We start from the raw sequence: 15,340 nt of genomic DNA on the forward strand, positions 1-15,340 counted from the left end.
ACCCTGTGACCGACTCTCCTTCTCCTGCGAATCCGGCCCCGAGCACGGACGCGGCGCATCCGATCCTCACCCATGAACGGTCGCTCGCCAACAAGATCGCCAAAGGTTCCGAGGCCGGGGATATTCTCGACCAACAACTGGCCATGCTGGGCATCCAGCTGGTGACTCAGCTGAACGTCCTGATCAAAACCTCGCGCATTCACGGTCGCACCAATGCGGCGCTCGACAAGCCCGTGGATTCCATATTGACCCTGGTGAAAACGCTGGCGGCGGACCATCCCGTTGCGCTTCGCTTGCAGAATGACTTTCTCTTTCTCGGAGACAGCCATCTGAAAATGAGCTCACAGCAGATGGCCGTCTTTGCGAGCATCATCGAAGCGTTGAACAAGTGGCATATCGGCGGGATCACGTTTGCCTCGGCGGCCGAGTCCAAAGACTTTCGTGAGTTCGCCTATCTTTTTGTCAGCCTGGATCCGGAAAAGCAGACGCTCGCCGATCTGCAGGAAGCCCTTCAAACGGCGGGCGTCAAAGGGATCGCACTGGAGGAACCTCGAGCACTTCAGCTTCAACCGTCGAACGACGCCGGCACGTCTGGAACGCGGCTCGGGACGTTAGCGGGTGGCCCGGAAGATGTGAGGGAGAAGCGGAAGGCCATCGCGAAAGGCCGCTATGCGAAAGCGGCGTCGGCTCTCGGCGACCTCACAAAGAATACGCGTGCCGGCGGGACCGTCAGCTTCAAGCAGGCAAAACGCGCGATTCAGAATATCGTCGAATTGTTGATGCAAGACGAATCCACGCTCCTGGGGCTGACCAACCTCCGCTGTCATGATCAATATACCCATAACCATTCCGTGAACGTGTCGCTGTTGGCGATGGCCCTCGGCAATCGAGCCGGATACCCGAAGGTCGAACTGGCCGATCTTGGGCTGTCGGCGCTGTTTCACGACGTGGGCAAGTGCGCCATTTCCCTGGATGTCTTGAACAAGCCCGGCGAGTTTACGCAGGACGAGTGGGCCATCATGCGCTCACACCCGATTGAAGGAGTGTTCACCCTTGTCAAGGCGCGCGGCATCAACAATGTGCCCGCACGCATGGCCTCGGCCTCCTTCGAACATCATATGAACTATGATTTTTCGGGGTATCCCAAACTCCGGGTACCCTGGAGTCAAACCGTGGCCAGCCGTATCATCACGATCGCCGACTGTTACGATGCGATGACCTCCTCACGCGTGTATCGCCGGGAGCCGATGTCCCCCGCGAACGTGCTCAAATTCATGTTTGGGAAAAGCGGGCAATCCTTCGATCCCGTGCTGCTCAAACTGTTCGTGAACTGCGTGGGCATCATTCCCATCGGCAGCCTCGTACGTCTCGACTCCGGCCCGCTGGCGGTCGTCATCAAGCCCGCTCAGGACAAGAGCAATGCCGAACGTCCAATGGTACGAGTGATTACGGATGCGGAGGGAACTCCGATCGAGGATGGCCCCGAGCTCGACCTGGCCGCGCAGGACGGAACTGGAACGTATACCCACAACATTCTGCAGCTTGTCGACAACGCCGAATACCACTTCGACACGGGCCGCTACTTCGTCTAACCTCCCGGCGCCTCATGTCAGATCCCGTCGCTATCGCCTGCTCTCAGGCGGCGGCCAATCCATTTCGGTTTGTCTGCCGCAATAAAAACAGGCCACACGGTACTTCGCCTTCCGGCGCGGATTCGGCAGGGAGATGAACACGACCGGCGTGTCATCGTAGGGGCAGACCGGCTGTTGATGCATCAAATGTTCATCTGCCATCAATTCCAAGGAAGCATTGTCCCAGAGCGGGGTAGGCTGTTCACGCCCCGTCACGCTGGTGTGCCACCCGCAACGCTCGCAATGCATCTCAAAGGTCTTGACCCGGTCTCGTGTTTGCGACTGATCGACCGCCTCGACCGGCCCCGGACATCCGGCGTTTCCGCAACCGATAACGTCATGTTGCAGCGCACGGATAAAGAGGCGGTGCGCCTGCTCTTGCTCGGAAGACATTATGGATTCCTTTCTCACCCGCCTCTGGCGCCGGCCGGATGTTCTGACGATACATGCCTGTGTCTGGCTTATAGCCACCAGTCCAACGCCTGTCAAATCAGCCTCCCTCCTCAATACCTCCCTTCTTGACACGATACCGGCAGGCAGCTATTCTCCCAAGGTTTGAAGTACGACATTTTTCCCGCGAAAGGAGTCCCGAGATGGGTGTGAAGTGGCATGGAGCAGGCCGGCTCGCGGTCGTGGTCGGAGCGCTTGTCGCAGCGACCCTCGGCTTGTTTTCAACAAGTCCAGCGGCGGAGTTCAAGATGGGGGTCGTCGATCCTCAAGTGATCCTCGAAAAGAGCAAGGCCGGCAAACGAGCGCTGGACGGGCTGCGGGAGTATGTGGCAACACGCCAGAAGCTGCTGTCCCGGGATGAGGAAGAGTTGCGCAATACGGAGAAGCAGCTCAAAGAGCCGACCTCCAAATTGACCGACGCGGAAAAGAAAGACAAGGAAACCTCGTTTCGTAGCAAGATCCAGGATTACCAGAAGCGCGCGCAGGAGTTTAACCAAGAACTGCAGGGCAAGCAGAAGGAACTCGTCGATGAGTATATGAAGAAGATTGCCGTGGCCACACAGGCGGTCGCCGACAAGGGCGGGTATCAACTGGTGTTGGATAAGGGGAGCGAGCAAACGGTAAAAATCGTGATTTTCAACAAAGACACGATCGATTTGACCGAACAGGTCATCAAGGAGTTTGACCGCACCAACAAATAGCCGTCATGGCTCCAGCAGTTCCTGCCGAATATGCTCCACCAGCTGGAAAAAAGCTGGTGGAGCCGGACCCACCGCCCCAGTGACGAGTTCAATCCCTCGCCCAGATTCGACTCCTAATCCAAGTGCCGCCGCGCGTCGGATCTGCCGTTGATCGCCGATCCGCCTGCCCTGCAGTTTCGACAACGCGCCGAACGACCGCAGCAGCGCGATGGCCGTGAGGTCCACCGCAACTCGGTCACCGCTGCAAATGAGTAGATCCGTCTTCGAGGGGGTGCCTGATGTCGGCCCGCCCTCGATCATGATGGTGGTGCCGTCGGCCACGGTCAGCGCGGGATGAACCGCGAGATTGATTTCAGCAATGCGCTCGTGCCAATCCCCGCTCCAAAAAGTCACTGAAGGACGATAGCGCGGATGGACCGCCCCCACGAAATTTTTCAGGCTGCAGGAAAACTCTGCAAAGCGATGGGTCTTGATGACCGGCATGTTGATCACTACATCAGCTTCATGCACCGGCCTCGAGAAATAGAAATGGCCGATCGCCTTGGCTTCAGGCGGTTCAAGCCGCACCCAGGGCTCATCTTCAAGCGCCAGCACCTTGGCCCCGGCTGATTCCGCTGCCGCTCGGATCCCTGTGCTGGTCAGGTTGGCGGATGTCGGAAGGCGGATGATCCCCGACCCGTCGGCCACCACCACCTCTGCCGCGCCATTGGCCCTGACCATGTCGGCCATGGCCTTCACCACCAGAGGATTGGTCGTCGACGGCGGCGGCTGATCGTTCAGCACATTGGGTTTCAGCAGGACACGGGTCCCGCCGAGGCCCAACCGGTCAATCCCGCCAAGCAGCTCAAGGGCGCGCGCAAGCATACGCCCGGGGTCTGTGCCGTAGACTATAACCACAAGGGAGCGGCCTTCCCGCATGAATGGATTGACCGGAATGGGCTTAGGCGAAACCAGCGGCCCCTCGGGATCGAACAGGAGATGACGTAAAATGGTCTGTGGCGAGCGCAGCAGTGCCGGCAGCAGGAGGACACCAAATCCGGCATTGTGGAAGAATTCGCGCCTTGAAAACGGCATGCGTTAGGGACGCCGCCCTTTCTCAATCGGGTATCCGGCGGCGCGCCATGCCTTGATGCCACCGTCCATCGAAATCACATTTGTATAACCCATTTGGCGGAGGCTGTCGGCAGCCAATACCGACCGATACCCGCCACCGCAATACAACACGATCGGCTCCTGCCTGTTGGGAATCGCCGTTTCAATATCACGCTCGATCACACCCTTGCCGATGTGGATGGCCCCTGCCGCATGGTCCTGACAGAATTCGTCATCCTCCCGGACGTCAACAAAGTAGAACCGTTCGCCGCGATCCAGTCGGAGTTTCACATCAGATGCGGTACATTCGCACACGCGGGCCCGCGCTTCATCCACGACTTTTAAGAATCCCGGGTTATGCTTCACAGCGACTCCTCCTCGCAAAACAGCGATTGTTGCCCCGTCGGGCGCCGAAACGTCTGCGGAACGGGCAACTCATCCGACATGAAGCCGGCACGCCTGCGTCCCAACTCGAATAACTGCTCGATACAGCGCCAATAGGTCCCCCTGCCATGATGCCGGCTGAAAAATTCCGCGTCGCTCAAGGCTCCCCCGCGAACCTCCCGAATGCGATGCATGATTTTCGAAACCCGATCGGGAAAGGCCTCGCACAGACGCTCAATAAAGACCTGCTCGACATGTCCCGGTAACCGAAGCAGACTCCAGGTCGCAGAGGTCGCTCCCGCCTGCTTGGCACGGGACAGTATTTCAGGAATGGCCTGTTCGTTCAAACCCGGGATGATCGGCGCCACGGAAATTCCAGTAGGAATGCCGGCCTCGGAAAGCATACGCATCGCCTCAAAGCGCGCACTGATGCCGGGAGCCTGCGGCTCCACCGCACGCGCGGTTTCATCATCGGCAAAGGCGATACTGAAGTAGACGCGAATCCAGGCCTGCTCGTGCAATTGAGTGAACACATCCAAATCACGTGTTAACATTGCGCCTTTTGTGATAAGGCTCACGGGATTTCGGTACTCCGCACAGACGTCGAGACAGGCTCGGGTCAAACCGAGCGTCGCCTCGATGGGTTGATAACAGTCGGTGTTGCCCGAAAACACCACTAACTCGCCTTTCCAGGTTGGCTTCTCGAATGCCCGACGCAAGAGAGTTGCCGCCCGACGCTTCAGCACGATCTTCGACTCAAAATCGCTTCCGGCGCCGAACCCCCAATACTCATGGGATGGGCGCGCGTAACAGTAGGCGCAGGCGTGAAAACAGCCCCGGTAGGGATTCACGCTCCATTGAAACGGGAGATCAGGGCTGTCGTTCCGGCTGAGAATCTGCTGCGTCTTATCTTCAAACAGCTGAATGCGGGCGCGCATGGCTGGCTCAAGCGCTTCACGCTGCACTGTTTCAAATCGATTGGGAGGATTGGAGACGGGCTTCACGCGGGCTATGGTGCCGCCCCGCCCGCGCGTTGTCAATGACGCCGGGCTTGATGAGGCGTCATCGCGGGGTGAGACCCGTTTCATTGACTACGCTGGCATCGGGTGTTAAATTTCTGGCCGCTTCAACGGGAGAGGATATGTACGATCTTCGAGTATTGCGGGAGAGCCTGGACGAACTTCGTGACCGGTTAGGGGCACGCGGGAAGGACGTCGCCTGGGAGGATCTGAGGAAATTGACGGAGGATCGTCGTACCCAGACGATTCAGGTTGAAGAACTTCGGCACCAGCTCAAAAAGGGTTCCGAGGAAGTCGCCCGCCTCAAACGAGAGAAGCAACCTGCCGAAGAGGCCATGGCGGCCATGAAGGCCGTGGGAGACACCATCAAGAGTTTTGAGGACCGGCTTCGTGTGATCGAGGAACAGTTGGCCCACATCGCGCTCCGCATTCCCAATCTCCCGCACGCCTCCGTGCCGGCTGGTCATAACGAGGCGGATAATGTGGAAGTTCGTCGATGGGGATCGCCGCCGCAACTCTCTGCGCCGGCGCAATCGCATTGGGATCTTGGCGAAGCGTTAGGCATTCTGGATTTTGACCGCGCGGTGCGCATGGCCAAAGCCCGCTTTGCCGTCCTGACCGGGCTAGGCGCCCGTCTCGAGCGGGCGCTCATCAACTATATGCTGGATATGCATACCACCCAACACGGCTATCGCGAGGTGATGCCGCCGCTCATGGTGAATCGCGCCGCCATGACCGGGACCGGACAATTGCCGAAGTTCGAAGAAGACCTGTTCCAGATGCGAGACGAGGAGCTGTTCTTGATCCCTACCGCAGAAGTGCCGGTCACCAATCTGCACCGCGAAGAGGTCTTGCCGGAAGATACTTTGCCAATTCGCTATACGGCCTATACCCCCTGCTTCAGACGCGAAGCCGGTTCCTACGGCAAAGACACGCGCGGCCTCATTCGTCTTCACCAATTCAACAAGGTGGAGCTCGTCGTCTTCGCGAAACCCGAACAGTCCTATGATGAACTGGAGCGGCTCACTTCTCATGCCGAAGCCGTGCTTCAAGGACTGGGATTGCACTATCGCGTGGTGACGCTTTCCGCGGGCGACATGGGATTTTCTGCGGCAAAGACCTATGACATTGAGGTATGGTTGCCATCGCAGCAGACGTTTCGCGAAATCTCCTCCTGCAGTAATTTCGAAGCGTTTCAAGCCAGGCGAGCGAACATTCGGTGCCGTGCTAAGGCTGGGAAAAAAGATTCCAAACCGGAATTCGTTCATACGTTAAACGGCTCGGGCCTGGCAGTCGGCAGAACCCTGGTTGCCATTCTCGAGAATTACCAGCAGCCGGATGGTACCGTGGCTATTCCAGCAGTGTTACAACCGTATATGGGTGGGATTCAGACGATCGCACGATCCTCATAGTCAACGTGTCCTGGCCTGGTGTGGAGGGGTGACGGAGTGGCCGAACGTGCCGGTCTTGAAAACCGGAGATGGGGTAACCTATCCGCGAGTTCAAATCTCGCCCCCTCCGCCAAATTTCAATGAATTATCCACACACATAGATCCAACCAACTCGCTTGTCCCGATAATTGTAACCGTGACGGTAACTCCGCTATCCTCTCCTTCGATTCAACCCTTCTGCTGCCTGATTTAGGTCTTCGCCAGTCGTCACGTTGCCTCAGGCGAACACGCTGCTCGTTTTGTGCCCGGTGATCTTCATGGCGACCGTCTTAGGCCCCCCGCGCGGATGAGGTAAGGACTCCTGTACGCCTCAGGTCGTGAAAGGTCTTACCACGGATTCCAACTCGTTGACACACGAGGAACTACAGTTGAGGAAGGAGTATCGAAAGACCTGCAAGGGACATCACACCAGCTTGTCAGTCTTGGTTTGCTGGGCGGGAAGCGAACACAGCCACTCTCATTTCGCGAGCGTGGTATGTTCCCATTTCGAGCCGTTGGCGCGGCGGCTAGATTTTGAGAGAGATTGGCTCGGGCGCTGATTGCGGGTTTGCCCCTATTCAGTCGTGGAAGGAGTTTTGAGGCGGCCGCTTAATTGGACGTAGCAGACAGCCATTTTTCGATCACCACGGCTAGCTCCTCTTTCCTCACGGGCTTACTGAGGTAGTCGTTCATACCCGCAGCCAAACAACGTTGAGCATCTTCACGCATGGCATTCGCCGTCAGGGCGATGATTGGAGTCTGACGACTCGCGTGACAACGTTCATTCATCCGAATCTTTTCCGTCGCTTGGAGTCCATCGAGTTCGGGCATTTGCCAATCCATTAACACCGCCGCGTAAGGAATACGAGCCACTGCTTCAACCGCTTCGAGACCGTTTGCCGCCACATCGGCGCGGTAGCCCAATTTTTCCAACATTCGAACAATCACCTTTTGGTTAAAGATGTTGTCCTCCGCGACCAAGATGCGCGGACGCCTGGCGGAAGCCGCTTCCCCTATCACATGCCGCGTGATCAACACACGAGCAGGCTCCTCCGAGCGCCTCGCAGCGGAGGTATTCGTCTCTCCCAAAATCATACACAGGCAATCATGCAATTGAGCACGACGCACGGGCTTGGTCAGATAGGCTGCGATTCCCGCGGCTCGAGCCTGCTCGGCCTGCCCGCGTATGCCAACTGATGTCAACAGCAATAGCCGCGTGTCGCTCAAGAGGGGATCCGTGCTTATAACTCGCCCTAACTCAAATCCATCCATGTCGGGCATCTGCAAGTCGAGAATGGCCGCATCAAATGGCGTTCCGTGGGCATGCGCCGCTCTCAAGAGTTCGAGCGCCTGAGGTCCGCCAGACGCAGAGGTACTCGGCATCTCCCACTGTGCGGCATATTGCTCCAGAATACATCGGTTGGTGGCGTTGTCATCCACGATGCAGAGACGCTTTCCCTTGAGAACGCCTCCGGGTATAGTCGGAATGGGCACGGGGTTGGTTTGCTTGGTCAACGCTATGGTAAATCGAAATGTCGTGCCCTGACCGACTTCACTCTCCAGGACGATTTGGCCACCCATCTGTTCCACCAACTGCCTGCAGATGGCGAGGCCGAGCCCGGTCCCTCCAAACTTTCTGGTCGTGGAACTATCGGCCTGGGAAAAGGGTTGGAATAGCCCGGCTTGAGCTTCTTTCGGAATACCTATGCCCGTATCCTTCACCGCGAACTGGAGTTGGACCTGGTCGCCTTGTTCCGCTACCCGCGTCACATGGATCATGACTTCGCCGCAGGACGTAAATTTCACCGCATTGGCTGTCAAATTGACGAGAATTTGCCGCAATCGGCCAGGATCACCCCGTAAGGATTCCGGCACGTCCGCATGCAACAGACAGCCCAATTCCAATCCCTTCCGTTGCGCCTCTTCAATGGACAGGTCTAAGGCTTCCTCAACTGTCGTCCGAAGATCAAAATCGATCTGCTCAAGCTTGAGCGCACCGGCCTCAAACTTCGAAAAATCCAGAATATCGTTGATGATATTGAGCAGGCTTTCGCTGGAACGCCGGACGATCTCGACATACTCGCGCTGTTCAGATGTCAAGGACGTGTCAATCAACAGGCCTGTCATTCCGATGATCCCATTCATTGGCGTTCGAATCTCATGACTCATGGTCGCCAGGAAGGCGGATTTTGCTACAGTTGCCGCTTGAGCCTCGACTACGGCCTGATCCAATTCGCGATTCTTCTCCTCGAGTGTTTGCGCATACGCATTCACACTGGCTTGGCTCTCACGGAGGGATGCTTCTGCTGCTTTGGCAGTCCGACTTTCGTGCTGGGCGGAACGATGTTCTTTTTGCACCCGTTTCATCGTCCACAGCAAGATGCCGAAGGTGGGAAACACCACGACACTCCCCGCGAGACTCAGATTCCAGAGAATGGAATGGACTCGTCTCAAGACGTCGTCCCGATCCACATGCATGAGGACCGTCCAGCGCATCCCTTCGAACGTACCGAGAGCGTGCGTTTTGCTGTACCCACTGATAATCGGAACGTGACGATGGGGATGCGCTTCCTCCACAAATCCGGAGGCGAACTGCTCCGCCAGGAGAGCAGAGGACAGGCCTAACTGCTTGAGATTGACATTCCCTTTAAACTGTAATTCGGACTCAATAAAGGCCATGCCTGGCTCCGTCAGAAATTCATATGCCAAGCCACCCTGCAATCCATCACGCTGTTGATACGCCACCAGGCTTTGAATCAGCACATTCTCCAGGCTGGTTGTGGAGACACGTGTCGTCATGGATCCAAGAAATTCTCCCCGGGGTCCTTTCAGCGGGGCGGTGAAGGCGATTGCGTCGACGCCTCCCATGATGGCGAATGGTTCCACATCGCCGGCATAAATCGATTCCCCACGCAACATTGCCTGAAACCACGGCTCAGCACCGTAGTCACGGCCAACGGTTGTCGGGTCGGTTGCGACGACAACCTGTCCCCGCTCATTCGTAATCCCCAGCCACAGGTATTCCGGATACAAGTCCTTCATGCGATGTATATACTCATGCTGGTATGTCCGATCGCCAGGCCGAGCGCTGATAAGACTGGCCGCCATTAGGACATTGCTATAGCGTTCGAACAAAAAGCGGTCCAGTTTGTCGGCCACATCCGTTGCGGCCAGGGCCACCGTTTCACCGGATGAGGCCACGAGGCGCGCTTCAACATAATGTAATGCCAACGCACTCATTGCGACGGTGACAAGCAGAAGAATCAGCACCAGCGGGGGAAGCCACGCATAAAGACGAGAGGGGCTTTGCTGAGGGGTAATCCTATCCGAAGCCCGGGGCGCCTGTGCACCGGAGTTCACAACCATGGGACTTGCAGATCCCCCCGTCGCCTGTGGCTCTTCCATAGTCCGTCCTTCCGCAGCTTTCACTCAACCAGACACAGCAAGTGAAGTGCGCCTGCTGCCGCGTTCAGCATAGGGGCCAAATAGCGATTCCCCAATGACCATGGACCGGCTTCACGTGTCTGGTGCCCCCGGACACTCTGTCTAGCAAACGCATACATTCAACTGCAGGACTGTTCCTTCACGACCTGACCGCCATGCCATCGAGATCGCGATTGATTGAATACTCCGAACCTGAATTAATTATGGCAATAACTTAGGTATCTACACGCGTTACTAACGCGCCTGTCCGATGCCGCCGGACGCGGCTCAGTCCCAACACGTGACAACTCCGCCGTTCCGAGACACCCCACACGCAGGCCCTCACGCGTCGGACGTCTTCCAGTCTCAAGAGGAGGGTTTCAACGCCTCCCGCAACATATCGCTGCCCAGAACCAGATCGCCGATCTTCTGTTTCACCTTCTTTGTCTGCTCGTCCTTCATGGCTTCTTCATCTCGAGAACGACTGCGGAATGCATTCTCCGCGCTCAGCACAGGCTTCTCTCGCCAGCCCTCCACCTCGGCCACGATCAGGCTATGCTGATAAGCCGCTTCAGCCACGAGGTTTCGTCTTTCACGATACCGACCACCAACGTCACCCGGGTTTGGCTGTCCACCATTCAATCAGGTTGATAGCTTCTGCTGACATCTCGCCATCCTTGGTCCCCCAGGACCACGTCTTGAAGTCGGGCTCAATTTCAAAGGGAGCATAATCAATGGACCCAACCGGCTGCCAAGAGAGTTCAAGCTGTATGAACGAGGACGGACTGCGGGCATATATCCGGCCTCTAAGCGAACTGCAGATGGCAGTTTAGGCCGTGATGGAATGTGCGCTCTTGCGCCTTCTCAGAATAGCGGCCTTCGATGACCGGCTCCTCTTCCAGGGCGAGAAAGAGCGGGTCCGACCATGTCGCCATCAACCGGGTTCACCTTTTTTTGATCGCCGGTGTCGTGCGCTGGCAAGGCCCAGATGATCCGTGCGTTCTTATTGGGTACCGCCACGCAAGCCCTCTGTGCCACTCGCTCGCCGAGCACCTCCTGCTCCACATCCACGATACCGAGTGGGTAGTTAAGTGATATCGCAATGACTTTATCGGTGTTATTTATGCCTGCCTTAATCATAAAGTGCGCTGTAGGAACGCTCCGTCTCGAAGTACGGTGACGCCCAGCCGCCCCAAATACTCATGCGCGGGCTGTCCCGAGGCAGGACATCTAGTGGGTAATGGACCACGCTTCCAACATGGTCAAAAGCTTGCTCGATCAGGCACACGCGAAGGGGTACAATATTCCCCAGGTTTCGACGACTGATAACTGATCAGGGTTGATGCCGTTGGGCCGGTTGTGAGGTGTCTTCATCAGAGGGGATGACGTCCTCAACGATGTGCTGACCTTGACGTTGACCGGGACACTCATTCGAAGCCAAGTCCCCGAGTGAGCCGTGGGAAGGACGATGCGTGTAGTCGCACCGCCTATTCCTTAATGGCCCACTCGGTAGCCAACGATGCGAACGAGTAACACGTTCAGGCAATGGTCGCGGAGACGCCCGTTGAATGATTCAATCCAGGCACTTTCCACTGGCTTGCCGGGACGAATGAAGTCGAGTTGGATCCCGCGCCGATAGTCCCAATTTCCCAGGATCGCGATAAAACCCCATCCCATGATTCACTGCGATTGAGCAGGACACTGCTGGTCTGTCCAATACACGCCGACCTTCGTCCAGACAGACTATCCATCCTGACAACTACGCACTTGCGTGAACAGCCGACCGCGTGGTTGACTGAAAAAGGGTGAAGGTCTCTGCCTTGGTAGTGCCCACCCAGGGCGGGAAGAGGTCTCGGCATCCTCCTGGCGGGATCTGCCTTCACCCCCAAAACCTCAACAATCAGATCACTTCTTCTTGCCCCACGATGACAGGCTCCACCAGCCGAGGCTGTTCCAACCTCTCACAAACCAAAATAATACGCTGAACAATTCATCTCAAGTCATTGATACAGAATACTTTTCATAAACATATCCACCCCGCATAATCTGCAGAACATTTCCATTCCATCCCCCCTCTTTTGCTCCCTCGCCATCCCCTCCTCCACGGTATTCTCACCCTCCTACTTGCTCGGTATTGTTGAGCATGCACGCATCACCCCCCACAGAAAAGTCCGTCGGCCTGAAGCGCGACGCAATTCCGTTTCAATTCACCGGAGGTCGTATGCACAAACAAGTAGGAAGAATCGGTTCCGTGCGCCGAGAACTTCACGGGAAGGCCTGCCCTTTTTGCGGAGGACAGAAGTATCAACTTGTGCTTCGTGCTGCCACGCTTCCATCTACCGACGGCCTCCTCGCTCGCTGCAGCCAATGTCAACGAACCAAAGAAGTTGATGAAGATCTTGGCCGCATCCTCTGGATGTAGCAACCGGGCCCTTCAATTTCTCCACGAATAACGGTCGAAGCACGAGGATCCATGGCGAACGCTCACAGATCGATCAAATCTCGAACCCATCAGAAGTCACATGCCCTGCGGATGCTCCTGACGAGCGGGGTGATCCGGGCGGCCGACGTGGATCCTCCAGAGATATCCGACGCACGATTCCAAACGAGCCCTACCCGCACACTCTTCCCAAGCAAATCAGTGCATACCAAACTGATTCACACGACAGGGCACAAACGGCACTTGGGCCTACTTGCCCACTGGCATACCACCTTCGTCGATATCCTCAGGGAATTCGGAAAACGGTAACGCTGACATGCCCTCCCCGCCGTCTCACTGCATAGAGAGAAGCGCAAAATCCTTCGCGAGAATCACTTGAGTGCGATCCATGCTCTAGGGTATGATCCCCCTTCTTTGAGTGGAACAGGATCCTAGTCGACGGCGTCCAGGCGCGAGAGATCCACACACAGTCTGTGGCTTGCGGAGAGGTGGCCGAGTGGCCGAAGGCACCGGTTTGCTAAACCGGCACAGGTCAAAAGCCTGTCGCGGGTTCAAATCCCGCCCTCTCCGCCACACCCACGATGAAGAGTTGATTTTTGGACGGTGATACTGTAGACAGAAACCCCTCTCAAATTCTTCCGGAATGCCGAGGTAGCTCAGTTGGTAGAGCACAGCCCTGAAAAGGCTGGTGTCGACAGTTCGATTCTGTCCCTCGGCACCATATTTCCTTCAAATTCTTTCAGGTCCCTCAGCAACGCAGTCCTTAGTGTTTCGCGCAGTCGGTTCTCAAGACTAAACCGGCAAAGGTTAAGCTAGATAATTGGAGGACGGTCAAGAGCAGACTAGAACCTATCTCAAAATAGTTGACGGCACGAAGTTCCATCCTTATAAGTGCCATCATGCTGCGGTTGCGCGATGACCACTGGGATCGGATACGCGAACATTTTCCCGAAGAGCACATTTCGGACAGTCGGCCGGGGCGCAAACCAATCCCGACGCGGGCTGTTCTGGAAGCGGTACTCTGGATTCTGAATACGGGAGCCCAGTGGCACCTGTTGCCACAGTGCTACCCCAACTACAAAACGGTTCATCGTCGATTCCAACAGTGGTGCCAACAAGAGGTTCTGCGCGAGGTGCTGACCCAGTTGGCCAACACGCTGCGCGACGAAGGAACCATCGATGAACGCGAGAGCTTCATCGATGCCACCTTCGCTGCGGCCAAGGGCGGCGGCGAGGCGGTCGGGCTCACCAAACGCGGCAAAGGCGTGAAAATCCTGGCGATTGTGGATCGGCATGGCTTGCCGCTTTCTGTGAGCACCCATGCGGCGAATCATCATGAAGTCACCTTGGTCCAACTCAGTTTCGACTTCTACATGCTCGAAGCCAAGCCCGAACATCTCATTGGGGATCGTGCCTATGACAGTGACGGCCTCGATGACGACTTGAAACAGAACGGCGTCAACATGATTGCGCCCCATCGCTCCACGCGCAAACTCAAGACCCAAGATGGCCGCCACTTACGTCGGTACGAACGCCGTTGGCTTGTCGAACGGTTCTTTGCCTGGCTCCAGTGGAAACGACGGCTCCTGATACGCTGGGAATACTACGCCACCAATTTCCTCGGCTTTGTGCAGCTCGCCTGCATCACCATGCTCCTGAAACAATTTTGAGATAGGTTCTAGGGTTCGTTACAGGGCTAATCCCCCATCGATATACTGCATGCTGAGCGAGAAAACGCCGTTCGGGTGACATTGAAGTTACCGAAGACACGAGCAGGGAGCGGTTCCAGGTTGCTCACTACCAGTCAGACTCGGCGCTCCGCGCAATCCCCCCACACGCAAAGCTCATTGAGACAAAGTGAAAGAACATCTCCAGATCCAAATTGCACACGTAAATCTGCGAGGCCATCATTTTCTATTATCTCCAACCTCCCCAACCTGGTAGGCTGCTCTACAGGGTGAACGCATCCAACTGCCGGCTCACATCATTGGCCGACCTCGATTCGTCCCTACCCACCTGCCGGTTTCGCTGACCCGCTAAAAATGGATGCCTCTCTAGGAAAGAGCGAATCAGTTGTGCCTGTGACTTCCCCTCTTCTTTCTGTCATCATTCCTACCTTCAATGAGATCTCTACGTTACCGCTGGTATTGGAGAGAGTCTTGTCGCTCCCAGTGGACAAGGAAGTTTTAATTGTCAATGACGGCTCAATAGATGGAACACATGAGTACTTAAAGACAGTCGCTCACAAGAGTGTCCACGTTCTTGAGCATCATAAGAATCATGGTAAAGGGATGGCAATCCGTACGGCCATCGGCCATGTCCGCGGTAAATTTGTGTCTATCCAGGATGCAGATCTAGAATATGCCCCTGCTGATCTATTGAGCCTTCTGAGGGCTGCGCAGGAGCGCGATTGTGTAGTCTATGGCTCTCGAAACCTCAACAAAACAAACAGGATCTCTTATATTTGGTATTGGATGGGAGCAGCTCTACTTACCTATCTAGCCAATACGCTATATGGTCTAGCACTGACGGACTTGTGGACTTGCCAGAAACTGTTCAGAACCGACGTCTTAAAATCCATTCAATTGAACACTGCAGGGTTCGAGTTCGAAGCGGAAGTGACGGCCCAAGTGGCGAAGCGGAGAATTCCCATTCACGAAATACCCATTCGCTATACACCGAGGCGCTTTTTGGATGGGAAGAAAATTCGAGCGATAGATGGCCTCAAGGCGAGCTGGGTTCTATTCAAGCTTCGTTTTCTCGATTAATC

General features: G+C 56.1%; 11 protein-coding genes, 3 tRNA genes and 1 pseudogene. 8 read left to right on the plus strand and 7 right to left on the minus strand.

From position 1 onward, the window contains the following. Positions 1 to 5 precede the first annotated feature (5 nt). Positions 6 to 1,592 (plus strand): HD domain-containing protein, encoded by a 1,587-nt coding sequence (locus GDA65_12780; protein ID MBA5863568.1) that lies wholly within the window; start codon positions 6 to 8, stop codon positions 1,590 to 1,592. Between the two features lie 30 nt (positions 1,593 to 1,622). Here the strand turns inward: GDA65_12780 and GDA65_12785 are convergent, their stop codons facing one another. Next, complete coding sequence (locus GDA65_12785; GenBank protein ID MBA5863569.1) at positions 1,623 to 2,024, minus strand: hypothetical protein; 402 nt, start codon at positions 2,022 to 2,024, stop codon at positions 1,623 to 1,625. Positions 2,025 to 2,224: 200 nt separating this feature from the next. On the opposite strand from GDA65_12785, the gene GDA65_12790 reads away from it, so the two are divergent. Beyond that, positions 2,225 to 2,782 carry a hypothetical protein gene (locus GDA65_12790; protein MBA5863570.1) on the plus strand — a complete coding sequence of 186 codons (558 nt, stop codon included), beginning with the start codon at positions 2,225 to 2,227 and terminating at the stop codon, positions 2,780 to 2,782. A gap of 3 nt (positions 2,783 to 2,785) precedes the next feature. Here the strand turns inward: GDA65_12790 and GDA65_12795 are convergent, their stop codons facing one another. The 3 genes from GDA65_12795 to GDA65_12805 are packed head-to-tail and all read right to left on the minus strand — an operon-like array spanning position 2,786 to position 5,298. Next, positions 2,786 to 3,856 (minus strand): DUF362 domain-containing protein, encoded by a 1,071-nt coding sequence (locus GDA65_12795; GenBank protein ID MBA5863571.1) that lies wholly within the window; start codon positions 3,854 to 3,856, stop codon positions 2,786 to 2,788. Positions 3,857 to 3,859: 3 nt separating this feature from the next. Next, on the minus strand, positions 3,860 to 4,189 hold the full coding sequence (locus tag GDA65_12800; protein MBA5863572.1) for a sulfurtransferase: 330 nt from the start codon (positions 4,187 to 4,189) through the stop codon (positions 3,860 to 3,862). Between the two features lie 47 nt (positions 4,190 to 4,236). Next, positions 4,237 to 5,298, minus strand: a complete 1,062-nt coding sequence (locus GDA65_12805) for a PA0069 family radical SAM protein (protein ID MBA5863573.1) — start codon at positions 5,296 to 5,298, stop codon at positions 4,237 to 4,239. A 101-nt stretch (positions 5,299 to 5,399) separates the two neighbouring features. Here GDA65_12805 and serS point away from each other — a divergent pair, with 101 nt between their 5' ends. Together serS and GDA65_12815 are read left to right on the plus strand one after the other, a co-directional pair. Beyond that, entirely contained in the window at positions 5,400 to 6,689 is a 1,290-nt protein-coding gene (gene serS, locus GDA65_12810) for a serine--tRNA ligase (GenBank protein ID MBA5863574.1), read from the plus strand. Positions 6,690 to 6,711: 22 nt separating this feature from the next. Continuing rightward, a tRNA-Ser gene (locus tag GDA65_12815) sits at positions 6,712 to 6,801 on the plus strand. A gap of 515 nt (positions 6,802 to 7,316) precedes the next feature. Here GDA65_12815 and GDA65_12820 read toward each other — a convergent pair. From GDA65_12820 to GDA65_12830, 3 genes and pseudogenes are all read right to left on the minus strand, one after another. Further along, the gene (locus tag GDA65_12820; protein MBA5863575.1) at positions 7,317 to 10,112 is read right to left on the minus strand and encodes a response regulator; all 2,796 of its coding nucleotides are present in this window, start codon (positions 10,110 to 10,112) and stop codon (positions 7,317 to 7,319) included. A 384-nt stretch (positions 10,113 to 10,496) separates the two neighbouring features. Further along, the gene (locus GDA65_12825) at positions 10,497 to 10,709 is read right to left on the minus strand and encodes a hypothetical protein (protein ID MBA5863576.1); all 213 of its coding nucleotides are present in this window, start codon (positions 10,707 to 10,709) and stop codon (positions 10,497 to 10,499) included. 957 nt (positions 10,710 to 11,666) lie between these two features. Then, positions 11,667 to 11,759: pseudogene (locus GDA65_12830) on the minus strand (transposase). 1,293 nt (positions 11,760 to 13,052) lie between these two features. Between GDA65_12830 and GDA65_12835 the strand changes: the two are divergent. The 4 genes from GDA65_12835 (at position 13,053) to GDA65_12850 (ending at position 15,338) form a co-directional block, all read left to right on the plus strand. After that, positions 13,053 to 13,143, plus strand: a tRNA-Ser gene (locus GDA65_12835). Between the two features lie 72 nt (positions 13,144 to 13,215). Beyond that, positions 13,216 to 13,291, plus strand: a tRNA-Phe gene (locus GDA65_12840). A 178-nt stretch (positions 13,292 to 13,469) separates the two neighbouring features. Then, positions 13,470 to 14,240 carry an IS5 family transposase gene (locus tag GDA65_12845; GenBank protein ID MBA5863577.1) on the plus strand — a complete coding sequence of 257 codons (771 nt, stop codon included), beginning with the start codon at positions 13,470 to 13,472 and terminating at the stop codon, positions 14,238 to 14,240. Between the two features lie 372 nt (positions 14,241 to 14,612). Further along, positions 14,613 to 15,338: a glycosyltransferase gene (locus tag GDA65_12850; GenBank protein ID MBA5863578.1), complete on the plus strand. Its 726-nt coding sequence runs from the start codon at positions 14,613 to 14,615 to the stop codon at positions 15,336 to 15,338. The last annotated feature ends 2 nt before the right edge of the window (positions 15,339 to 15,340 follow it).

Origin of the sequence: Nitrospira sp. CR1.1, assembly GCA_014055465.1 — a bacterium.
Classification (GTDB): domain Bacteria; phylum Nitrospirota; class Nitrospiria; order Nitrospirales; family Nitrospiraceae; genus Nitrospira_A.